This window comes from Campylobacter parajejuni, from assembly GCF_046764905.1.
Taxonomy (GTDB): domain Bacteria; phylum Campylobacterota; class Campylobacteria; order Campylobacterales; family Campylobacteraceae; genus Campylobacter_D.
Map to the genome: position 1 here is coordinate 17,775 of NZ_JBKORB010000011.1, position 21,851 is coordinate 39,625.

At 33.1% G+C, this 21,851-nt stretch carries 28 protein-coding genes and 1 pseudogene; 3 read left to right on the plus strand and 26 right to left on the minus strand.

Annotation, left to right across the window (positions count from 1 at the left end):
• Positions 1-4 precede the first annotated feature (4 nt).
• From dksA to ACLL8X_RS08660, 3 genes are read left to right on the plus strand one after another with little or no spacing between them, the layout of a single operon-like run.
• Positions 5-367 carry an RNA polymerase-binding protein DksA gene (dksA, locus tag ACLL8X_RS08650; RefSeq protein WP_411990522.1) on the plus strand — a complete coding sequence of 121 codons (363 nt, stop codon included), beginning with the start codon at positions 5-7 and terminating at the stop codon, positions 365-367.
• The gene (locus tag ACLL8X_RS08655) at positions 357-1,343 is read left to right on the plus strand and encodes a hypothetical protein (RefSeq protein WP_411990523.1); all 987 of its coding nucleotides are present in this window, start codon (positions 357-359) and stop codon (positions 1,341-1,343) included. Before dksA ends, ACLL8X_RS08655 begins: the two co-directional genes overlap by 11 nt.
• The gene (locus ACLL8X_RS08660; RefSeq protein ID WP_411990524.1) at positions 1,340-2,257 is read left to right on the plus strand and encodes a tRNA dihydrouridine synthase; all 918 of its coding nucleotides are present in this window, start codon (positions 1,340-1,342) and stop codon (positions 2,255-2,257) included. The genes ACLL8X_RS08655 and ACLL8X_RS08660 overlap by 4 nt, the downstream gene beginning before the upstream one ends.
• On the opposite strand, the gene ACLL8X_RS08665 is transcribed toward ACLL8X_RS08660, so the two are convergent.
• The 26 genes and pseudogenes from ACLL8X_RS08665 to ACLL8X_RS08790 all read right to left on the minus strand — a co-directional run.
• The gene (locus ACLL8X_RS08665) at positions 2,254-3,588 is read right to left on the minus strand and encodes a Cj0814 family flagellar-dependent secreted protein (protein ID WP_411990525.1); all 1,335 of its coding nucleotides are present in this window, start codon (positions 3,586-3,588) and stop codon (positions 2,254-2,256) included. The two genes, ACLL8X_RS08660 and ACLL8X_RS08665, sit on opposite strands and share 4 nt — an antisense overlap.
• A gap of 131 nt (positions 3,589-3,719) precedes the next feature.
• Complete coding sequence (gene ybeY / locus ACLL8X_RS08670; RefSeq protein ID WP_411990526.1) at positions 3,720-4,124, minus strand: rRNA maturation RNase YbeY; 405 nt, start codon at positions 4,122-4,124, stop codon at positions 3,720-3,722.
• Complete coding sequence (gene recO, locus ACLL8X_RS08675; RefSeq protein ID WP_411990527.1) at positions 4,121-4,735, minus strand: recombination protein RecO; 615 nt, start codon at positions 4,733-4,735, stop codon at positions 4,121-4,123. The genes ybeY and recO overlap by 4 nt, the downstream gene beginning before the upstream one ends.
• Positions 4,735-5,256 (minus strand): cysteine hydrolase family protein, encoded by a 522-nt coding sequence (locus tag ACLL8X_RS08680; protein ID WP_411990528.1) that lies wholly within the window; start codon positions 5,254-5,256, stop codon positions 4,735-4,737. Before ACLL8X_RS08680 ends, recO begins: the two co-directional genes overlap by 1 nt.
• Entirely contained in the window at positions 5,253-6,014 is a 762-nt protein-coding gene (locus ACLL8X_RS08685) for a PP-loop family protein (protein WP_411990529.1), read from the minus strand. Before ACLL8X_RS08685 ends, ACLL8X_RS08680 begins: the two co-directional genes overlap by 4 nt.
• The gene (gene pfs, locus ACLL8X_RS08690; RefSeq protein WP_411990530.1) at positions 6,011-6,697 is read right to left on the minus strand and encodes an aminodeoxyfutalosine nucleosidase; all 687 of its coding nucleotides are present in this window, start codon (positions 6,695-6,697) and stop codon (positions 6,011-6,013) included. The genes ACLL8X_RS08685 and pfs overlap by 4 nt, the downstream gene beginning before the upstream one ends.
• Complete coding sequence (locus ACLL8X_RS08695) at positions 6,694-7,569, minus strand: ACP S-malonyltransferase (RefSeq protein WP_411990531.1); 876 nt, start codon at positions 7,567-7,569, stop codon at positions 6,694-6,696. The genes pfs and ACLL8X_RS08695 overlap by 4 nt, the downstream gene beginning before the upstream one ends.
• A 47-nt stretch (positions 7,570-7,616) precedes the next feature.
• A complete protein-coding gene (locus ACLL8X_RS08700) occupies positions 7,617-8,177 on the minus strand; it encodes an FKBP-type peptidyl-prolyl cis-trans isomerase (protein WP_411990532.1) in 561 nt (186 codons plus the stop codon).
• Positions 8,178-8,192: 15 nt separating this feature from the next.
• Positions 8,193-9,125, minus strand: coding sequence for a tetratricopeptide repeat protein (locus tag ACLL8X_RS08705; RefSeq protein ID WP_411990533.1), 933 nt, complete (start codon positions 9,123-9,125; stop codon positions 8,193-8,195).
• 3 nt (positions 9,126-9,128) lie between these two features.
• Positions 9,129-9,626: a peptidoglycan-associated lipoprotein Pal gene (gene pal / locus ACLL8X_RS08710; protein ID WP_002851617.1), complete on the minus strand. Its 498-nt coding sequence runs from the start codon at positions 9,624-9,626 to the stop codon at positions 9,129-9,131.
• Between the two features lie 77 nt (positions 9,627-9,703).
• Positions 9,704-10,912 carry a Tol-Pal system protein TolB gene (gene tolB, locus ACLL8X_RS08715; RefSeq protein ID WP_411990534.1) on the minus strand — a complete coding sequence of 403 codons (1,209 nt, stop codon included), beginning with the start codon at positions 10,910-10,912 and terminating at the stop codon, positions 9,704-9,706.
• A gap of 9 nt (positions 10,913-10,921) precedes the next feature.
• Complete coding sequence (locus tag ACLL8X_RS08720) at positions 10,922-11,701, minus strand: TonB C-terminal domain-containing protein (protein ID WP_411990535.1); 780 nt, start codon at positions 11,699-11,701, stop codon at positions 10,922-10,924.
• A gap of 2 nt (positions 11,702-11,703) precedes the next feature.
• Positions 11,704-12,093, minus strand: coding sequence for an ExbD/TolR family protein (locus ACLL8X_RS08725; protein ID WP_411990536.1), 390 nt, complete (start codon positions 12,091-12,093; stop codon positions 11,704-11,706).
• Positions 12,094-12,101: 8 nt separating this feature from the next.
• Complete coding sequence (locus ACLL8X_RS08730; protein ID WP_411990537.1) at positions 12,102-12,656, minus strand: MotA/TolQ/ExbB proton channel family protein; 555 nt, start codon at positions 12,654-12,656, stop codon at positions 12,102-12,104.
• Complete coding sequence (atpC, locus tag ACLL8X_RS08735; RefSeq protein WP_411990538.1) at positions 12,656-13,039, minus strand: ATP synthase F1 subunit epsilon; 384 nt, start codon at positions 13,037-13,039, stop codon at positions 12,656-12,658. Before atpC ends, ACLL8X_RS08730 begins: the two co-directional genes overlap by 1 nt.
• A 3-nt stretch (positions 13,040-13,042) precedes the next feature.
• The gene (gene atpD / locus ACLL8X_RS08740) at positions 13,043-14,440 is read right to left on the minus strand and encodes a F0F1 ATP synthase subunit beta (RefSeq protein ID WP_411990539.1); all 1,398 of its coding nucleotides are present in this window, start codon (positions 14,438-14,440) and stop codon (positions 13,043-13,045) included.
• Between the two features lie 24 nt (positions 14,441-14,464).
• The gene (atpG, locus tag ACLL8X_RS08745) at positions 14,465-15,349 is read right to left on the minus strand and encodes an ATP synthase F1 subunit gamma (protein WP_411990540.1); all 885 of its coding nucleotides are present in this window, start codon (positions 15,347-15,349) and stop codon (positions 14,465-14,467) included.
• A gap of 8 nt (positions 15,350-15,357) precedes the next feature.
• Complete coding sequence (gene atpA / locus ACLL8X_RS08750) at positions 15,358-16,863, minus strand: F0F1 ATP synthase subunit alpha (RefSeq protein ID WP_411990541.1); 1,506 nt, start codon at positions 16,861-16,863, stop codon at positions 15,358-15,360.
• Positions 16,864-16,875: 12 nt separating this feature from the next.
• Complete coding sequence (locus ACLL8X_RS08755) at positions 16,876-17,397, minus strand: F0F1 ATP synthase subunit delta (RefSeq protein ID WP_411990542.1); 522 nt, start codon at positions 17,395-17,397, stop codon at positions 16,876-16,878.
• A gap of 2 nt (positions 17,398-17,399) precedes the next feature.
• The gene (locus ACLL8X_RS08760) at positions 17,400-17,912 is read right to left on the minus strand and encodes a F0F1 ATP synthase subunit B (protein ID WP_411990543.1); all 513 of its coding nucleotides are present in this window, start codon (positions 17,910-17,912) and stop codon (positions 17,400-17,402) included.
• 10 nt (positions 17,913-17,922) lie between these two features.
• A complete protein-coding gene (locus tag ACLL8X_RS08765; RefSeq protein ID WP_411990544.1) occupies positions 17,923-18,348 on the minus strand; it encodes a FoF1 ATP synthase subunit B' in 426 nt (141 codons plus the stop codon).
• Between the two features lie 58 nt (positions 18,349-18,406).
• A complete protein-coding gene (locus ACLL8X_RS08770; RefSeq protein ID WP_411990545.1) occupies positions 18,407-19,243 on the minus strand; it encodes a ParB/RepB/Spo0J family partition protein in 837 nt (278 codons plus the stop codon).
• Positions 19,244-19,247: 4 nt separating this feature from the next.
• Positions 19,248-20,033, minus strand: a complete 786-nt coding sequence (locus tag ACLL8X_RS08775; RefSeq protein WP_411990546.1) for a ParA family protein — start codon at positions 20,031-20,033, stop codon at positions 19,248-19,250.
• Positions 20,030-20,683 (minus strand): biotin--[acetyl-CoA-carboxylase] ligase, encoded by a 654-nt coding sequence (locus tag ACLL8X_RS08780; protein WP_411990550.1) that lies wholly within the window; start codon positions 20,681-20,683, stop codon positions 20,030-20,032. The genes ACLL8X_RS08775 and ACLL8X_RS08780 overlap by 4 nt, the downstream gene beginning before the upstream one ends.
• Entirely contained in the window at positions 20,646-21,563 is a 918-nt protein-coding gene (fmt, locus tag ACLL8X_RS08785) for a methionyl-tRNA formyltransferase (protein ID WP_411990547.1), read from the minus strand. Before fmt ends, ACLL8X_RS08780 begins: the two co-directional genes overlap by 38 nt.
• A gap of 177 nt (positions 21,564-21,740) precedes the next feature.
• Positions 21,741-21,851: pseudogene (locus ACLL8X_RS08790) on the minus strand (methyl-accepting chemotaxis protein); the annotation flags it as partial.

Here is a 21,851-nt window from a genome sequence, read left to right on the forward strand (position 1 = left end):
TAAAATGAAAAAAAACGAGTTACAAAAATTTAAAAATACTTTGGAAGAAAGAAAAAAGGCTATTTTAGAAAATTTACAAAGCAATTCAAAAGAAATTGAAGAGCTTCACAACAGCGTCCCAAGTGATAATGTGGATTTTTCCGTCATAGAAACAGGCTCGCAAATTGATTTTGCCATCAGCACAAATCTCAAAGAAGAACTTATAGAAATCGAAGCTTCTTTGGAAAAAATCAAAAAAGGCACTTATGGAATTTGCGAATCTTGCGATGATGAAATTGATTCTTTAAGACTCAAAGTCAAGCCCCACGCAAGATATTGCATTAGCTGCCGTCAAATCGTAGAACAAGGAAAAAAACATGAAAATTAAACTCTTTTTATTTGCAAGTTTTATTTATATAGCAGGGCTTTTTGCCTTTGCTTGGCATTTGAAATTAGGCGATTATACTCTTATCATTGGCACACATACTTTTGAGCTTCCTATTATGGTATGGCTTGTTATTCCTTTGTTTGTTTATATGATTTTAGCTGTGTTACATATGGGATTTTATGGCTTTTTGCGTTATTTGAAATTTAAACATTTCTTTAAAGATGCAGCTAAATTTGAAAGCTACACTCAGGATTTACTCCTTGAAAAAGAGTCAAAAATCAGCTTCCAAACTAAAGAATTTAGAGCCGTAGCACAGCTTTTCAAAACCTTAAAAACACACGAAAAACTTCCACATTCAAGCAAAATCAATGAAATTTTAGACCTAATCGATGGCTTAAATCAAAACGAATTTTTTAATCTTAGTAAATTTAAACTTGAAAACAATAATGCCCTATTTTTACAAAATGAAAAAAATCATCTTAAAAACGATGCCAATTACGCCTATGCCAAACTTAAAAATCTTAGTGAAATCAAAGATGAATTTGAAGAAACTGCTTTTAATACTCTCATAGAAAAAGCCCCTTATGAGCAAATTAAAAATGTAAAAATCCCTAAAAAACCTTGCGATATTTTCAAGCTTATCACGCGTTTTAAGGAAGGAAATTTAGAGTTAAATGCCGCTGAATACGAAGTTTTACTCTCTCATAATCTTTTAGGGGAGCAAGAGTATTTAAAACTAGCCAAACTAAGCACTAAGCTTTTAAACCCCGATGCTCTTATAGGAATTTTTTCTAAAATAAAAAATGAAAAAAGCGAGGCTTTAAGAGCGTATTTATATCTTTTGGCTGAATTTGGACTCTTAGATGAGTTAAGGGAGCAAATTCGAAGTGATGATAAAAAATTTAATGATTTTAAAGCCTTTTTAGCCTTGCGTGAAAAAAATATCAAAGTCGATTTAAACCAACTCATACAATGATAGATTTTAGCAAAAAACCTTTATTTTTAGCTCCTATGGCAGGTTTTTCAGACCTGCCCTTTCGCAATGTGGTAAAAAAATTCGGTGCGGACCTTACTATAAGCGAAATGATAAGCTCTAATGCCTTGGTTTATGAAAGTGCTAAGACCTTGCATATGCTAAAAAGAGCCGAATTAGAAAATCCTTACATAGTCCAAATTGCAGGAGCTGATAAAGATGTGGTTAAAAAAGCGGTGCAAATGCTAAATGAAATGGATTTTGTTGATGGGATTGATTTTAACTGCGGCTGTCCTGTAAATAAGGTCATAAAACAATGTGCTGGTAGTGCTTTGCTAGAAAATTTAGAACTTTTTAAAAGCCTTGTAGGAGTGATTAAAGAAAACAATAAAAAGCCTTTGACAAGTGTAAAATTTCGTCTAGGATTTAATGAAAAATACCCTGAAAAAATGGCTAAAATTTGCGAAAGCTTAGGAGTGGATTTTGTAAGTATCCATGGACGCACGAGAAAGCAACTTTATAGCGGCAAGGCAGATTACGGGGCTATTGCTAGTGCGAAGGCGAGTGTGAAAATCCCTGTTGTAGCCAATGGAGATATTAACGCACAAAATGCTAAAGCAGTATATGAGCTAACAAAATGCGATGGGCTTATGATAGGGCGTGCGAGCGTGGGAAATCCTTGGATATTTTATGAAATCAAGGGCGGAAAAAGTGTGGATGAAAAACTTAAAAAAGAAATCATACTCACGCATTTTGATGAAATGATAAAGCATTATAAAAGCGGGGGCGTGAGTATATTTCGCAAGCACTTGCACGAGTATTCTAAAGGATACAAAGACGCTTCAGCCTTTAGAGATGAGATAAATCGCATCAATGATGAAAAAACAATGCGAGAAAAAATCGAAAGTTTTTTCTAAACCCTAGTCTGTCCTATGAGCTTATTTAATCTATCCATTATAGAATCAGCATAAGAATTTATACTTTCACTGCTTGCTTTCCAGCCGTTAGCTTTAGCATTGTTAAATTCTCTATCAAACCAAGCTCCACCATAACCTATGCTTGTATTTTGCCAAGCAACTCCTTTTTCCATTGCATATATATCTGCATCAAGCCAACCATCTTGTGCATAGCCTTTTAACAAACTTGCAAAATCAACTTTACCTGTCATGATGTCATCAAAATCTACATTAGAGTATTTTGGAATACTTTGTTTAGCAACATTGAGATTATAACTCATTGCTTGCGGTGCAATAGTTGTATTTTTTCCTGCAACCATATAACCACCTTCTGATTTTAAAAAGCTCATAAACAAAGCTTCTCTAGAATAACTTCCATCTTCATTTTGTGGATAGACAGACATATCAGGATTAAATCCACCTTCCATTAAAGCTCCTTGTGATAAACTTTGAGTTGATATATTTAATTTTTGCGGATAAAAATCAATACCCATCATTCCCATTTGTATTGCTTGAGCTTCATGAAATTCATCATCTGTTTTAAAAACATTAGTTACTTTTGTGTTAGAATGATTAACTAGTCCTAATGCATTATAAGGATTGGATTGATCTGAAAAATCTAAACCTTTATAGCCAACAGAAATATAACCCTTGGGCATAGAATTTATATCTGCTTCAGTGAAACTTGTTTTATTGGTATCATTAAAAGTATGATTAACAATTTGATTAAATTGATTATAGTATTGTTTTATGGTATCAGCCATATCGATATTGGTAAAATAGCGAGAAATTCCTAGCTGTTCTTTTATGTCTTGATATTGTGCTTCATTAAAGTTATATATCTCATCTAAAGTAGATTTATGTATCTTAAAATCTTCAGGCAATCCTGCAGCTTTGTTAAAATCACTTCCCATATAGCCATCTTTATCTACACTATAACCATAGGCTGTATTAGTAGAAGTATTACTTATATCAGCTTGTTTGTATTTTAAAGTATAAATAGAGTTTTTAAATTCACTGGATATATTATAATTAGGGGAAGTTGTTTTAGTAGTATTACTAATACTAAGATTAGTATTACTAGTATTTGATATATTAGTAGAATTTAATACTTCACTTCTTGCTAGAGTTTGTGAATTTGCATTTTGAATTTCATTTAATTTACTAGCATTTTGTTTTAAAAAAGCATTAGCAAAACTTATTTTAGAATTTTCTTTACTTTCTTTATTAGCTTTACTTTGTGAAAGTATGGAAGTATAGTTTGAATTATCATTGATACTAAAGATACTCATATTTTTTCCTTTAATCTTAGATTGCTTCGTTTCACTCACAATGACGGAAGGTCAAGTCTCGCAATGACGAAAACAAACATTATCACTGACAATAAATTAATAAGCAAAATCTATTCCATTTTGGAGTGGAATTACCCTAAAGTCCTTATAATCAAACTCTTAGGCAAATTAAAATGCTCTATAAGTTCTTTTTCTCTTTCTCTCATTTCTCCTCTATCCTTTTCATGGTCAAAGCCTAGCAAATGAAGCATAGCGTGGATAAAAAGCAAACTCACTTCTTCTTCATAGCTGTGTCCTAATTCCTTTGCCTTAGATTTTGCTAACTCTGTATTTATCACAATAGAACCTAAAGGCAGTTTTTCATCGATATTTTCAAGCGGAAAAGAAAGCACATCAGTGCTTTTATCTTGCTTTCTTTGCTCTAAATTAATTTCTTGCATTTCTTTACTATCTACAAAGATAAGCTCCACATCCTTAGGACTTAAAAAAGAGGCTATTTTTTCCAAAAATTCACATTTGTCATCGCTTAATATCATAAACCTTCCTTAATCAAATGGTATAAATTTTGTATCTCTTCATCGTCAAAAACCGCACAATTTTTACTCGTATAAAACTGCTTTAATTTTTCTTCCTTAAACTCAAATCCTAAAGCACATTGTGAATGCGAAGGCAAAAAAGCCCTTAGTAGAGTAATGGAATTTTGAATTTTTTCATCACAAGCAAAACAAATAAATTCCTTATGCAATCTTCCTTCAAATTCTAAAATTCTAAGGTAAGCATCGACAATAACGCGTTTTGGATTTTGCCTCTCAAATCTTTTCACACACTCATCAAGCAAATCAAAATAAAAGCCATCTAGCTCTTCAACATCTTTTAAATGCCTATATAAAAGGCGTATAAATTCCTGCCAAATGAGCATTTTATCCCTTTGCATAATCCACAAAAAACCCAAGTGCAAAACATCTTTAAGACGAGGTAAAAAACTGGGATTTTCCTCTAAAGCAAAGTCTATTTTATAGCCACTTAAAATACTAGAATGCCTAAGCCCATAAAAACGATACGCTTTCACAAGTCTTTTAGGACTTAAAATATAAACGATTAAATCTTCATCCTTGACTTTTTGAGTGTGGAGTATAAAACCCTGCACTAAACTAGCTCAACCCAAAAAGCCTTAAGTAAGTCAAAAGCTGCTTTTTCTAAATTTTCATCAAAGCTTGCGGTGCAGTCTTTATGTAAAATTAGTCTCGTATTAAGCCCTGCGTTAAAGGCTAAGATAATATTATGAAAGACGCAAATATGAGAGACCAAACCCGCAAATTCGATTTGCTCGTATTGCTCTTTATGAAGGAAATTAGCCAATTCTAGACTACCAAAAGTAGGCTTGTAAAAAATTTTTTTAGCCTTAGCCTTAAAAGGCTCTAAATAATCAGGCAAATGCCAACCTTCGCTATCTTTTAAACAATGCTTAAGTGGTAAATTCAAGCCTTCCTTAGTCTGCAAATAATCCTCGCTATGCGTATCGTAAGTGATGAGCAAATCAGTTTGCTTAAAATCTAAGCTAGAAAGTTTTTCAAGCACTTTAGACCTTAAATTTTGAGCCTTCTCAAAACCTAAAGCTCCATCAATAAAATCATTTTGATAATCCACCAAAACAAAAGCTTTTTTCATATTTTTGTCCTTTCTAGCCAAAAACTTTCTGTGTGTAAATTCGCAAAAGCAGTTTTTAAGCTTGTAAAAAGCTTGGGATATTCTTTTTCCAACTTAGCCAAAATTTGCTTGGCTTCTTCTCTAGCGTGTGGGAATTTGACATTTTTTTCGCTGAGTTTCATACCCGGACAAAACTCATTTCCTATTACGCTAAGTTCATTTTGCACGGCATTATCTCTAAGCTGTCTTTCACGCACGAAGATTAAAGGGCGGATAACCATCACCCCGCGTTTGCTCTGATAAATAGGAGCTAGGGTTCTTAAGGCTCCATTATGGATAAAATTCATAAAAAAACTTTCTGCTACATCATCTAAATGATGTGCAAGAGCGAGTTTGTTAAAACCTCTTTGAAGGGCATAAGTATATAAAGCCCCTCTTCGCATACGCGAAAAATAGCTACAAAAGCTTGAATTTTCTCTTATAGTATCGCCTGAAACTTCATAAATATTACTTTCTACCACGCTATGCTTGATGCCGTGTTCTTTACAATGTGTATGAAGATGAGTATAATCCTCACCCATACCATAACTTAAAGTTACCGCTTCAAAATCAAATTTAAAAGGAGCATGGGCTTGCATACGATTTAGAAGATGAGCTAAGGCTAAAGAATCTTTTCCGCCGCTAAGTCCTAAAAGAACCCTATCGCCTTCTTTAACAAGTCCAAATTTAGCATTGGCTTGTGCGACTTGGCGTATAAGTTTTTTACTAAGATTTATCATAATTTTTCGCACATTTTAAGCACAAAATTAGCTGAAATTTTAGCCGAATTAATCACAAATTCATCAAAATCAAACTCAGCCTTCTCACCCGCTTTATCGCTCATAGCCCTTAAAATAAAACAAGGCACCTTTAAAGCATCGCAAACCAAAGCCACACTAGCACCTTCCATTTCACAAGCATCGGCATTGAAAATTTCCCTGATTTTTGCTTTTTTTGCTTCATCGCAAATGAACTCATCCCCTGTTGCAATAATGCCTGCACGAAGCTTGATATTTAATTCTTTAGCCACTTCTAAAGCAAGATTGTTTAATTTCTCATCCGTTTTGATAAAAATTTCATTACCCGGAACAAAACCCAAAGGATGACCAAAGGCAGTAATATCAAGATCGTATTGAGCTAATTTTGTCGCATAGAGCAAATCGCCGATTTCAAGCTCAGGATTAAAAGCACCTGCAACACCTGTAAAAAGCAACACTTGCGCACCAAATTTTTCTATCATCACACTAGCACTAAGGGTGGAATTAACCTTGCCAATCTTAGAATACGCTAAAATCAGTTCGTGATTTTTATAAGTTGCGAAATAATAAGTATTATTAGCATGTTCTATTTTTGTATAATCTTTGAGTGTCTCTAGTAAGGGAGTGATTTCTTCACTCATGGCTCCTAAAATTGCTATTTTCATACTATAACCTTTAAAAATTCATCAATATCATTCATATTTGTTAAAGCGTAAGTTTCTTTTGAAGTGATTTTTTTATTTAAACCCTTAAGCACACTTGCACCCAATTCTACAAAATAATCCACTTCATTTTCGAACGCCTTAATGCTTTGTTTGTAAAGCACAGGAGAGATAAGTTGTGCTTTTAAAAGTCCAAGTGCTTCTTCTTTGCTTGTATAAATTTTAGCATTTGCATTAGAAATTACAGCCTTAAAATTTGCTTTTAACACCTTTTCAAGCTCCACGCAAAGTTTTGCTGAAGCATTTTCTAAAAGCGGACAATGACTTGCCACACTCATATTTAAAAGCATAGCTCTTTTAGCTCCTACACTTTTAAATTCGCTTTCATAACTTGCTAAATCACGCTTTAAACCTGCTACGACAACTTGTCCATCGCAATTATAATTTGCAGCAAAAATTTGCTTGTTTTCTTTTTGTGCTTTTTGACAAAGCTCTTCAACTTTTTCATCATCAAGACCTAAAACGACCATCATACCTGCTTCAACTTTTACACAATCTTCTTGCATAAAAAGCCCTCTTTTATTTACCAAAGAAAGAGCTTGTAAAAAATCAAAAGCACCATTGATAGCTAAAGCGGAAAATTCGCCCAAAGAATGCCCTAAAGCAAATTTTGAACTTAAATCAGGTTTTTTTTCAAGTAAAACACTATAAGCCATTAAAGAATTTAAAACGATGGCAGGTTGGGTAAATTCACTTTGATTGAGTTTTTCGTTTTCTTCAAAAAGTAAATGTTTAAAATCAATCTTGCAAAAATCACTTGCATTTTGAAGAAGTTCTTTGGCTTTTATAGAGTTTTCATAAAAATCTTTTCCCATGCCAAGACTTTGCGAGCCTTGACCCGGAAATATAAATGCAGTATTCATTAATGGCAACCACAACCTCCGCCACCGCCGCCACAGCAACCGCCACCATGTCCGTGATGATGTCCGTGTCCGCTTCCACAACCACAACTATGACTTCCTGCGATAATACCTGTAAGAATTTCATCTTCACTTGCGGCTCTAGCATCTACAATATTTAAGGAAAAAAGCAAATCACGACCCGCATAAGGATGATTATAATCAATCGTTACTTCATTTTCGCCAATTTCTTTTACGATAACACGAACACTTTCTCCCTTTTCTCCTTCGCCAAAAAGTTCCATACCTACTTTTAAATCAATACCTGCAAATTGCTCTTTAGGTAAGGTTTGGATAGCTTTTTCATCGTATTCACCTAAACCTTTTTCTTTTTTAATCACTACATCAGCATTACTTGGACAATCAAGCTTCATCACTTCTTCTTCTAAGCTTTCTAAAATCTGACCCTTACCTAAAATAAAAGAAATAGGTTGAGAATATAAATTGGATTCTAAAACTTCATTTGTATTTGCGTCCTTTAGCTCATAAAACATTGAAACTACACTATTTTTTTCTATTGCCATTTTATCTCCTTAAATTTATTTTCTATTCGGTGAAGCTTTTGCTTCAGCTGTGTTGGGGTAATTGGTTTTTAAAGCCTTGTAAAAGCCATTTGCTGTTTTTGTATCGCCTGTTTTATCCAATGAAATCGCAGTATGATATAAAAGTTTTGGGAAATAATCCCCCTTAGTGCTTATGGCTGAACTTTTTTTATAATAAACGATGGCGTTGTTATAATTTTTTTGTTTATATTCGATTTCTCCTAGCCAAAAATTCGCCCTTGCAGGTTTATATTGCTTTGATATGAGAAAATTTAATTTCATCTTAGAGTCTTCAAAAGCATTTTTATCAAGATCTTTGATTGCCAATTCTAAAATTTCATTATTTTTTTTCTTTTTCCAAGATTCATCAATTTGCTTTGCTTTATCATCTTGAGTATTATTGTTTTCAATAGTGTCATTTGTATCTTTGTTAAACGAAGCAACAATAGGGGTTTTAACACTTAAATTTGCATCATTTAATTCGTTTTTAGAAACATAATTTGCATTAATAGCATCAACTAAAGAACTAAGCTCAGCTAAAACTTTTTTTACTTGTTTATTATTGGCTTCTTGAATTTTTCTACTCTCTTCAACATAAGCCTTTAATTTTTGAATTTCGCTAGTAAGATTATTTTCGATATTCTGACTACTCTCCTCAAGCTGAGTTAATCGGGAATTTGATTTAGTGTATTGAGAATTAATACCTTCTAAAGTGCTTTGCAAACCCTCGATTCTTTCGTTTATTTCACTAATTCTAGCATTTGTTTGTATGTTTTCATTATTTAAACTATCTAATTTTTCTTTAAATAATTTTTCATTTGAAGTTAAACCATAAGAAGAATTGCTTGTTAAGTCTCCCGCACCAAAAGCCGAACTTTCTGCATAGAGTAAAGTAGCTCCAAAAAGAGCTACTGTGAATATTTTTTTCATTAATTATCTTGATAATTTGAATTCAGCACGACGATTTTGCGCATCGCAAGCTTTGGTTTTTTCAGTGCATACAGGATTGGTTTCTCCATAGCTTTTAACAGCAATTCTATCCGCATTTACACCTTTAGCAATTAAAGCTTCTTTTACAGCTTTAGCTCTTTTTAAACCTAGCGCTTGATTATACTCATCTGTTCCCCACTCATCGCAGTTACCTTCAACGGTAATGCTCACACCACTTACTTCGGTATTAAAAATATTAGCATTGGTGCTTACAACATTTTGCATATCAGGGCGGATATTAAATTTATCGAAATCAAAATATACTTTATTTAAAGTATCATTAAGTTGAGAAATTTTTGAATCAATATCCCAACCATCACTTCCACCTGAACCGCGATTTGAATCAACACTGCTATCACCGCTTACACTAGTGCTTTTTGTGCTACAACCACTAATAACAACCGCAAGAGCTGCAATTGAAGTAAAAAGAATTTTTTTCATTTATGACCTTTCAAAGTTAATAAATTCTTAGCATTATAACTAAAATTTAATTAATTTTAACCTAAAATTGAATTTTTTTACCAATCAATAGACTGAATTTTCCCAACTTTTAACGGAAAATAAAAAGTTTTATTTGCATTGACACGAATAACACCCAAAGCACTTTGTGCGCCTAAATACTTGATAAACACTATACTTCCACCATCGCTAGAAAATCTTGGAAATAAATTCTTGCCATTGGCGGTAAGTTGGCGGATATAATCACTATTAATTGACATTAAATAAATATTAAAAACACCGGCTTGATTTGGCTCACGACTGGAATAAACTAAAAAATCTTTATAAGTCGAAACGGCTGAATTATTCCTACCATGAAAAACAACCTGCTCGGCACCACCACCTTGTAAATTCTGCATAAAAATATTAGGATACCCTAAACGATCACTTACAAATACCACTTTACTATCATCTAAACCGATGAAATTTCCATTCACATCTATGCCCGAATAATTTGTCAGTTGAGATAAATTTTTAGAATTTAAATCATAAAGATAAACATCAGGCTGGTCTTTTGGAGCCATAGTGATGAGTAATTTACTTCCATCCGCACTCACATCACTTGCTACAACCATACCACCACTTGATAAAACTTTGCTAGCTTTATTAGCATTTAAATCATAACGATAAAGAGTTGGTTTATCGTGGTCATAGGCTGTATAGTAAAACAAAGTTTGCTCTTTATTTCCCCATTTAGGAAACAAATTAAGCCCACCATCAACAATAACCTTTTGATAGGTCAAGGTGTAATCTGCCATTATAATCTGGCTTTTTTTAGAACTAGAATTTCTTGCAATCAAAATTTTATGGTCCATCCAATCAACAGGTGCAAGCCCTAGAGCATTTACAGAAGCCTTAACACTTTTATGTGCCAAAAAGGGATACTGCTCTAAACCATTTAGGGTATAAGTTTGCTCTGATTTATTAGAGCTACCAGCTTTTATTTTTACATTTAAACTTAAAGTGCTACCATTTTGACTTAAAGCATATTCAAAAGTATAATTACTTGCCTCAGCTGCATTGGCAACAACTTCGAAATTTGAACTCACCTTTAAATCATTGACGATAATATTATAAAAGCTTTTCTTTAAATTCTCATCACTTAAATTTGAATTGTCTTTAACGATAATCTTTGGTAAAACTACACCAGAATTAACAACATCAATCACTGGATCTTCAGCCCAAAGACTTCCTAAAAAGACTAAAAAAATTGCTAAAAATTTTTTCATTTTTTTCTCCTAATCATTTTTAACTTTTGCTTCATCTCTTAAATTCATAGTAATGCTTATATTTTGGTTTTGCGGAGGATAAGTGATAAATTTACCTTTTTGGCTTTCTAAAAATTCAGCCACTTTAGCATCATATAAAGAATTCCCGCTTTTTTCAACCGAAGTATAACCAAATTTTCCATTTTCATCAATAAAAATTTTTACTTTAACAGAAATTTTCTCGCTATTTGGATAATACTGGGTCCATCTTTGAGTTATAATACGCACAACTTTCCCTAAAAATTCATCATAAATTCCTGTTTTTTGAGTCTTTGTGCTTTCACCTTGTGCCTGACTTTCTTCTTCAAGCAAACTATCATTAAGTTGTTTTACAAGTTGGGAAGCTTGAGGTTTTGGAGCGCTAGAAATTCCTGATTTGGCACTGGATTGAATTTTTGTAGTTTTTTCTTCTTGAATTTCTTTAATATTTCCAAAAAGCTCATTAAAATTACTTGCCTTTTGGTCTATATCTTCGGTTTTGACTGCTTTATTTGTAGTTTGGGCAAAAAGCTTTTCTATATCAACTTGCTCTGTTGGTTTTTGAATTTCCTTAGGAGTATTACTTTGAGCAATCACTTGTTTTGATGGTTCAGCCAATTCAATATCTACAAAACTATCTTTTATATCAGTATATTGTATAGCAGGTTCAACCTCGCTTACAAGCCTAAAAAAAACAAGAATAATTATACTAATATAGACTACTAAAGCAAGTAAAAATGAATTTAAATTACTCAAGCCATAATTTTTCATGATTATTCAGTCTGTAAAGCAACTTTATTAAATCCTAAATTTTTCACGGTTCTTAAGACTGAAATAACATCATCATATTTTAAACTTTTATCAGCGCGTATAAAAACTGGATCTTCAGTATTAAATTGTGCTTTTCTTTGAGCAAGATTGTCAGCAAAACTCACAAAATCGTATTTTTCTTGATTTAAAAAAATTTCTTTTTTTGCATTAATGCTAATAATCAAACTCTTAACAGTCGGGGCACTGGTATTTTTTTGACTGCCTTGTGGAAGATTGATTTTTTCTTCATAAGTAATGCTTGGGGCTGTTACCATTAAAATCGCAAGCAATACAAGCATAATATCCACTAAAGGTGTGATATTGAGTTCAGGCTTTTCATCATCAAATGGCATTTTTAACCTTATTTACTCGAACTTATAACTTTAATTTCGCTATCAATGATGCTTAAAAGTTCAAAAGCCTTTCTTTTAATGATGAGATGAAAGGTATAAGCAGGTATGGCTACTAAAATACCACAACCTGTGGCAACCAAAGCCTCGCTGATTTTAGGAGCTATAATACTTAAGGAATTTTGAGTCCCAAGTCCGCCAAAGGTTTCAAGTATAGAAATAACCGTCCCAAAAAGTCCTATAAAAGGCGAAGTTGAAGCTATAATACTAAGCCAAGTAAGCCCAGCAGAAGCACGGCGACTTGCTAAATTTTTATAGATTTCTAAATGATTTGAAGTGGTATCACTACACTTCCTTAAAATAGAATCCGTGCGACTTAAATCCTTCTCACCTAAAAGTAAAGTTTCTAAGCTTTCTTTTTCTTTATTTCTCCAAGTAGCCAAATGACTTAATCTTGCAAATAAAATACTAAAAGCTAAAATAAAATATAAAGAAAGCCACAATAAAACAATATAAGTGATAGCACTTGAGTTACTAAAAAAATGAAATATAGCTTCAAAATTCATTAATGAGCCTTATCAAGTTTTGAAAAAGTTGCTGCTAAAGCTGCATTATCAGAACTCATAGATTTAATCAAATCCTTAGCCTGAGCCAAATTTTTTTCAATCTCACTTTCATCACTTCCACAAATCCATACTGCACCTTTTGCTAACACACAAATCTTATCTTCATCTATTTTTGCATGTCCGGCATCAATAGCAATTAATTCATGATTTAAATCGGCTTTTTCAATATCAATTACCCCGGATTTTAAAGAAGAAACCAAAGCAGCATGTCCTTTAAGCACACCAAATTCCCCTTCACTGCCCGGTAAAGTAACAGATTTTACTTCTCCTTGATAGATTAGTCCCAAAGGCGTAACTATCTCGAAATTAATCAAATCATTCATAAATTAACCTCTTAATTTATCCGCTTTTGCAATAGCTTCATCTATATTTCCAACCATATAGAAAGCATTCTCTGGTAAATGGTCATACTTGCCTTCTAAAATTCCTTTAAAACCTGCTATCGTATCTTCAAGGCTAATATATTTTCCCGGACTACCTGTGAAAACTTCTGCAACGAAGAATGGTTGTGATAAAAATTTTTCAATCTTTCTTGCTCTTTCAACCACAAGCTTATCCTCTTCACTAAGCTCATCCATACCTAAAATTGCAATAATATCTTGCAAATCTTTGTATTTTTGAAGCACTGATTGAACGCCACGAGCAACTTTATAGTGTTCTTCGCCTATGATATTAGGATCAAGCATCCTAGAAGTGCTATCTAAAGGGTCAACCGCAGGGTAAATTCCTTTTTCAGCTATGGCTCTATTTAAAACGGTTGTGGCATCCAAATGAGCAAAAACGGTTGCTGGCGCAGGGTCTGTCAGGTCATCAGCTGGAACATAAACAGCTTGAACTGAAGTGATAGAGCCTTTTTTAGTTGAAGTAATTCTTTCTTGGAATTTGCCCATTTCACTTGCTAAAGTTGGTTGGTAACCCACAGCTGAAGGAATGCGTCCTAAAAGTGCTGACATTTCAGAGCCTGATTGGGAAAATCTAAAGATATTATCAATAAACATAAGCACATCAAGACCCATTTCATCTCTAAAATACTCAGCCATAGTAAGACCGGTTAAAGCGATACGATTTCTTGCCCCGGGTGGTTCATTCATTTGTCCGTAGCACAGAGCAACTTTGTCTAAAACATTACTTTCTTTCATTTCGTTATAAAGGTCATTTCCCTCGCGAGTTCTCTCGCCCACACCTGCAAATACCGAATAACCGCTATGTTTGAAAGCAACATTGTGAATAAGCTCCATAATAATAACAGTTTTACCCACACCTGCACCACCAAAAAGCCCTACTTTACCACCCTTTGCATAAGGAGCAAGTAAATCTACGACTTTAATTCCTGTTTCAAAAATTTCACTTTTTGTGCTTTGCTCTTCAAAAGAAGGAGGGTCTCTATGAATTGCCCATTTTTTATCAAAAGAAATTTCTTCGCCCTCATCAATCAAATCCCCTGTTACATTAAAAATTCTTCCTAAAACTTTTTCACCAACAGGAACACTTATAGGAGTGCCTAAAGCATTGGCTTCAAGACCCCTTACCAAGCCATCTGTCATATCCATAGCAATAGTTCTAACTCTATTATCTCCTAAATGAGCTGCCACTTCTAAAACAAGTTTGTGTTTTTTTCCTTCGCTTTCAAAATTTACAACAATGGCTTCGTTGATTTGAGGTAAATAGTCATTAAAATCTACATCAACAACTGGACCTAATACCTGTGAAATAAATCCTTGCATTATTTATCTTCTCCTTAAAATTTACTATTTCATTGATTCAACACCACTGATAATTTCTATAAGCTCAGTGGTAATAGACTCTTGTCTTGCTTTATTGTAAGCTAAATTTAGTTGTTTTACTCTTGCTTTTGCATTATTCGTTGCATTATCCATAGCTTGCATTCTTGCACTATGTTCTGCTGCTAAAGAATCAATTAACGCATAATACATATTGTATTCAAAATATGTTTTCATTAAATCTTGCAAAAGCTCAGTTCCTTCAGGCTCAAGCTCCAAAAGCGAACTAGGACTTTGTCCTATATGTATAGGCTCGACAGGGATAAGATGATTGATTTTAAGCTCTTGGGTAATCATATTTTTATAACCATTATGCACCAAAATCACTTCATCTGTATTTCCATTTAGAAAATCATCCACCGCACTTTGAATGACCTCGCATGCTTTTTCATAATCCGGGCTAGAACTAAGATGGAAATACTTCTCTAATAATTCTATTTTTTGAAAATTAAAATATTCAATTCCCGTTTTACCTATGCCTCTAAGCCTGATATGGATATTTTTTGCTTCATATTCTTTTAACAATTCGCTAACGGCTTTTAAAGTCTTAATATTAAAACCGCCACACAAGCCTTTATCTGCGGTAATAAATATTAAATCTATGGTTTTAATTTGTTCTTTTTTATGAAACAAAGACAAACGCACATCATCTTCATTATGAACGATTTTATTGATTTGAAATGAAATCTCACTCAACATTTCATCAATCTTTTCCGCATAAAGCCTTGATTTTTTAGCGGCTTCTTCTGCTTTTTTTAATTTAGCAGTAGAAACTAGCTTCATAGCATTTGTAGTCTTTTGAGTGTTATGAACACTTTTGATTTTTCTTTTAATTTCTTTTAAATTAGACATAAAAGACCTTATAAATGATTTGCTTTAAACTCATTAATGGCTTTAGTTAGCTTTTCTTCTAATTCAGAATCTAAAGCTTTTTTAGAACGAATTTGCTCAAAAATATCCGGATGTTTTGCTTCAATAAAAGGATAAATTCCATCTTCAAATTCCTTAATCCTAGAAACAGCAATATCATCTAAGAAACCTTTGGTTCCTGCAAAAATTAAAACCACTTGCTTTTCAACACTAAGTGGGGAATAAGGCGGTTGTTTTAAAAGCTCAACCATTCTTTGACCCCTTTCAAGTTGCTTTCTACTTGCTTCGTCCAAATCACTGGCAAATTGGGCGAAGGCTTGAAGCTCTCTGTATTGAGCCAAATCAAGACGCAAGGTGCCTGAAACCTGCTTTGTCGCTTTAATTTGAGCTGCACCGCCCACACGAGATACCGATAAACCCACATTGATAGCAGGGCGAATACCTGAGTTGAATAAATCTGTTTCTAAGAAGATTTGTCCATCGGTAATTGAAATAACATTAGTTGGAATATAAGCAGAAACATCGCCTGCTTGAGTTTCAATAATAGGCAAAGCAGTCAAAGAACCAGCACCTAATTCATCATTTAATTTACTTGCTCTTTCAAGCAATCTTGAATGCAGATAAAAAACATCACCCGGATAAGCCTCTCTGCCCGGAGGACGGCGTAAAATCAAAGACATTTCACGATAAGCCACGGCGTGTTTGCTTAAATCATCATAAACAATCAAAGCATGTTTTGCATTATCTCTAAAAAATTCCCCCATAGTTACGCCAGTATATGGAGCTAAGTATTGTAAAGCTGCAGGGTCTGAAGCACCTGCATTTACAACAATAGTATAGTCCATAGCTCCGTGTTCTTCTAGTCTTTTAACCACTTGTGCCACTGTGCTTTGTTTTTGTCCTATGGCAACATAGATACAAACCACACCTTGACCTCTTTGAGATATGATGGTATCAACAGCAACGGTTGTTTTACCTGTTTGTCTATCGCCTATGATAAGCTCTCTTTGACCACGACCAATTGGCACAAGCGCATCAATAGCTTTAATTCCTGTATGTAAAGGCTCATGAACGCTTTTTCTAGCCATAATACCCTTTGCCTTTTCTTCAACAAAACGATATTCATTAGCATTAATCGCACCTTTAGCATCAATTGGTTCGCCCAAAGCATTTACAACACGACCGATTAAAGCCTCGCCTACTGGAACCTTAAGTAATCTTTTAAGCCTTTTTACAGAAGCACCTTCTTTTAAGCCTTCTCCTTTTCCAAGTATCACTATACCTACGCTACTTTCTTCAAGGTTTAAAGCCATTCCCTTATCGCCATTTTCAAATTCAACCATTTCTCCAGCCATAATGTTTTTAAGACCATACACCTTAGCCACACCATCAGCCACAGAAATAATCTTTCCTGTTTCTTCGATTTCAAGATTTAAATCAAAATTTTCAATTCTTTCTTTAATTATCGAACTGATTTCATCAGCTTTAAATTTCATTTATTTTTCTCCTTAAATAATTTTCAGTATATATTCGTTTAACTTATTTTGAAGAGCTTTCATAGAAAAAGAAAGTTCATAACCTAATTCTTCTAATTCTATTTTAACGCTATCATCTTGGCTTATTTTATTATTTAATTTAATATTTGCGTTAAATTTTTTATTAAGCTTACTTTCAAGATTTTCAAGGTTCTCTTTGTTTAATTTCTCTTTAGAATATACAATGCCAACAAAAATATTTTCTTTAAAAGCCTTTTGTCTTTCGAGTTCTTTAACTATTTGTGGAATGCATTCTAATCTTGAATTTTCAATCAAAAGTCTTAAAAAATTTTGAAAATGAGAATTTTTTACTTCAAAAAAAGAATCAAGAAATTTCATTTTTCTTTCTTTTTTAATCTCGTTAGATTCTATAATATTTTTAAATTTTGGCAAAACAAAAGCAGAATTTAAAATACACAAATTCTGATAAAAATCATTTATATCAGCTCTTGAAGCTATTGCTTTTGCATATCTTCTTGCAACTATATTTTCCATATCTAAGACACCTTCTTCATCATAAGCTCTATTATTTCGCTTTGCTTTAAGCTCATATTTGGGTCAGCAAAAATTTCGTTTAAAGTATTTGATACTAATTCTTTTTCCATTTTTCTAAATTCATAATCTTTTTGCTCTTCAAAATGTTTTTGAAGCAAATCAAGCTCATCTTGGGTCTCTTTTTTAATATCTTGAACTAAAATTTCAGCTTCTTTTTTTGCTGTAACCAAAGCAGCAGCAGCATTTGCCTTAGCTTCTTCAAGTTTTTTCATTGTATCTAATTTCCTAGCTTTACTTTCTAAAAGTTTTTTTTGAATTTCATCAAGTTTAGAAGAAATTTTTACAATACGATTTTTATAAAAATTCTTAAACGGAGTTGCAACAAAATAATACAATATAGCCACAAAAATTAGAAAATTAATAGTCCTTGGGACAATGTCATATTCCCCACTACCGCTTGAAGCACCAAAAGCATATAAGGGTAGTAAAAATACAACAAAAAATAACTTACTCATCTCTCTCCTCTTAAATTTTCTTTATGTTATTTTGCAAAGCTTGTTTAAGCTCAGGCAAATGTATATTTAAATGTTCTTGCAATTCTTGTTTTTGAACAGCTAAATCCGCATAAAAGCTAGCCATTTTTCTTTCTAATTCTTCTTTTTTGCTTCTAATTATCTGCTCTGCCTCTTCTTTGGCAGTAGCTACGGCACTTTGCTTGATTTTTTGAATCTCTTCTCTAGTGTTAATATGAATGGTTTCTAATTCATCATTTACACCTAAAACTTCTTGAGAATTTTCTTTTACCTTATTCTCATCATTTTTTATAGAATCATTTCTTTCATCCATAAATTTTAAAAGTGGCTTATATAGCATACTATTTAAAATCACTATCATAGCTAAAAAAATAGCCATAGTAGCAAGCATTATGGAAGGATGCATATCGTCAAACATAATTTTCCTTGATTAGAATTTTGAAGGGCTATTTTACTACAAAAAAGCTAAATTTTGCTTAAAGCTTTTCAAGCATTTTGATTAACTCTTTAATTTTATCAATATTTTCCAAATGGATTATAAAATCATTATTTTTATTTCTACACTCAAATCCAAAGTGCTTAAATTTTTGTTTTAATTTTTCTATTTCATTTTCAAATTCTTTGGGGCTTAAATTTTCGTTATTTTTTATTTTTTTAACTATTTTTTCAGTATCTCTAACATTAAGCTTTTGACCTATTATGCTATCAACTAGCATTTTTTCATCTTTTTGATTTAAACCAACCAAAACTTTAGCATGACCTTGAGAGATTTTTCCAGAAGCAATCAACTCTTGAGTTCTAATATCCAAATTCAAAAGTCTTAAAGTATTTGTTACTTGGGTGCGGGACTTATGGATAAGCTCTGCTAAGTTCTCTTGAGTCATATGATGAACTTGCATCAAATCCTTATAAGAATTAGCAAGCTCAATGGGATTTAAATTCTCTCTTTGTATGTTTTCAATGAGTGCCAATTCTCTAAGCTTATTCTCATCAATATCCGCAATAAAAGCTAGAATTTCCTTTTTTCCCAATAGCTTTACCGCTCTTAAGCGGCGTTCTCCTGCAACCAAAACAAAGTTATCATTTTCTTTAAGCACGATAATGGGCTGAATGAGTCCAAATTCTTTAATCGAACCCGCAAGCTCTTTTAAACTTTGCTCGTCAAAATTCTTTCTCGGCTGAAAGGGATTGGGCGAAATTTTATCTATTTCTATCATAGTGCTTTGATTTTTATCAAAACCTAATTCCTTACTATAAACTGAATCCATATCGTCAATTAGACGGCTTAGACCCCTGTCTTTATTTAATCCCATCTCATTATCCTAGCAAAGAATACGCTAAATTTTGATACGCCACAGAACCCGGAGATTTTATATCATAGAGAATGATAGGCTTACCAAAACTTGGACTCTCAGCAAGCTTTACATTACGCGGAATAACGATAAAATCATCTTCATTGCCATTGATAGTAAAAAGCTGCTTTTTGAAATTTTGCTTCAAATCATCTACCACATCCTTAGAAAGATTGTTTTGAGAGCTATACATAGTGGGCAAAAAGCCCCGCACTCTAAGCTTGGGATTGATAGTTTTTTTGATAATCTTAATGGTATTTAGCACCATAGCTACCCCTTCAAGGGCGTAAAATTCGCATTGTATAGGGATAATCACACTATCACTTGCCGCAAAAGCATTGATAGTAATACTGCCTAAAGCCGGCGGGGAATCGATGATGATGAAGTCATACTCATCGACAACTTCTTGCAGCTGGTTTTTAAGTAGCATTTTTTTTTCGTTATTTTCCCCCTTAGCAAGTTCTTGCTCTATGCCTACAAGACCTATATTTGAAGGGGCTAAATGAAGCTGGGGCAATTCTGTTTTTAGGATAATATCACTAAGCTTTTTTCTGCCTATGAAAACATGATAAATATTATATTCGTAATTATTACGATTAAAACCGAGTCCGGTTGTAGCATTCGCTTGGGGGTCAATATCGATTAAAAGCACTTTCTTTTCCGCCACGGCTAAAGAAGCTGCTAAATTTACTGCTGTTGTGGTTTTACCCACTCCGCCTTTTTGATTTGCTATTGTAATAATCTCGCTCATCTTAAACTATACACCCTTTTATCGCCTAATAAAATCGAACCATCTTCATACAAAAAAGAATTTTCAAGTGAAAAAACCTTACCTTCGTGATGGACGCTAAATTTTCTTGATTTTTCAAATTCTAGCATATACTTGCTAAAAATATCCTTCCATAAAATCTTTTTTTCTACTTTTTCCAAAAAGGCATTGACTAAGCTTTCAAGCGGAATTTCTACATCGCACAAAGTAGCGTTTTGGGGTGCGAATTTGAGATTTAAACCCACGCCCCCTATGATAAAATTTGAAATTTTAGCACTGATGATTCCACCTACTTTTTTATCTTCCAAATACAAATCATTAGGCCATTTAAGCCAAATTTTAGAGCCATATTCTTCTAAAAGCTCCTTAAGCAAATAAGCAAAATAAATACTCACAGAAGCCAAAGGCAAATCCTTAGGCAAATTCTCATCTTTCACACAAAAAGACAGGTGCAAATTCCCCCTAGAACTTTGCCAAGAATTTTCCCTACTCCCCACTCCAGCACTTTGCTCTAGGGCATAAATGCCAAAATTCTCACTCAACTTACCCTTACGAATTTGCTCACACAAAAAAAGATGGGTAGAATCTATACTCTCAACACAAACTATCTGCATTTTTAAGCCTTTTTCCATTAAGATAAGTTCTACCATCAAGAGCCTTTTTTCCACTTTCTTGAAGTTTTTTAACGCGTAAAATTCCTTGCTTACAAGCAAGTAAAAAACTCTCTTTTTCTAATGCTAAAATTTCGCCTATTTTAGCGTTTTGCTTTGTCTCATCTACAAGCTCAAGCTCTAAAAATTTCAGTCCATTTTCCAAAAAAACTCCGGGCCAAGGAGTAAAGGCAAGGTATTTTTGATAAAGCTCTCTTGCATTTTGTAAATTCACAAGTCCGTCTTCTTTTTTGATTTTTTTACAAAAACTAGCCAATTTTTCATCTTGTTTTTTAGGAGTGATTTTTTCGAAATTTAAAAGGGTAGTAAGTATAAGTTTAGCCGCTAAATTCGCTAGAAGTTCGAAAACTTCACTTGAATTTTTATCCTTTATATTGCACTCTAGGCTTTGAAGTATAGCACCTGTGTCAAGTCCTTCTTCCATCAGCATAGTGCAAACTCCGCTTTTTTCATCTCTATTTAAAATCGCACTTTGTATAGGGCTAGCACCGCGGTATTTTGGAAGCAAAGAAGCGTGTAAATTCACACAAGGAGCAAGCTCTAAAATAGCTTTAGGCAAAATTTTCCCATAAGCAGCAACGACTATAAAATCGGGATTTAAATCCCTAATTTCTCTTATAATATTTTCATCTTTTAAAGACTTTGGGGTAAAAACAGGGATAGCAGGGTAATGCTCATTCAAAAAAGCCTTAGTATCACTTGGAGTTAAAATTTGCTTTCTTCCTACTGCTTTATCAGGCTGAGTGAAAAGTGCAAGAAGTCTAAAATTCTCATTTTCTAAAATAGCTCTTAAAATACAAGTAGCATAAGAAGGAGTTCCCATAAAAATAATTTTTTTCATCTATCAACTTCTATAAAAATTTAGGAAAATAATAACAAATTTGAATTTAAAATAGGATTTAATTTTTATGCAGTATTGAGAAAATGAGTAACCTTTCCTTGTTTTCTATTTTTCAAGGAAAGGTTAAAAGCTTTTTAAAAAGGGTTTAAATTCGAAGTCATTCAAGCTTTCAAGCTTTTAAAACTTCTTCTTCTTCACATCTTCAAGTATATTACTTGCTATATCACTAACTGTATTAGAAATAACAGCACTCTCATTAGCAATTTCAACATTATCCTTAGTGGTTTG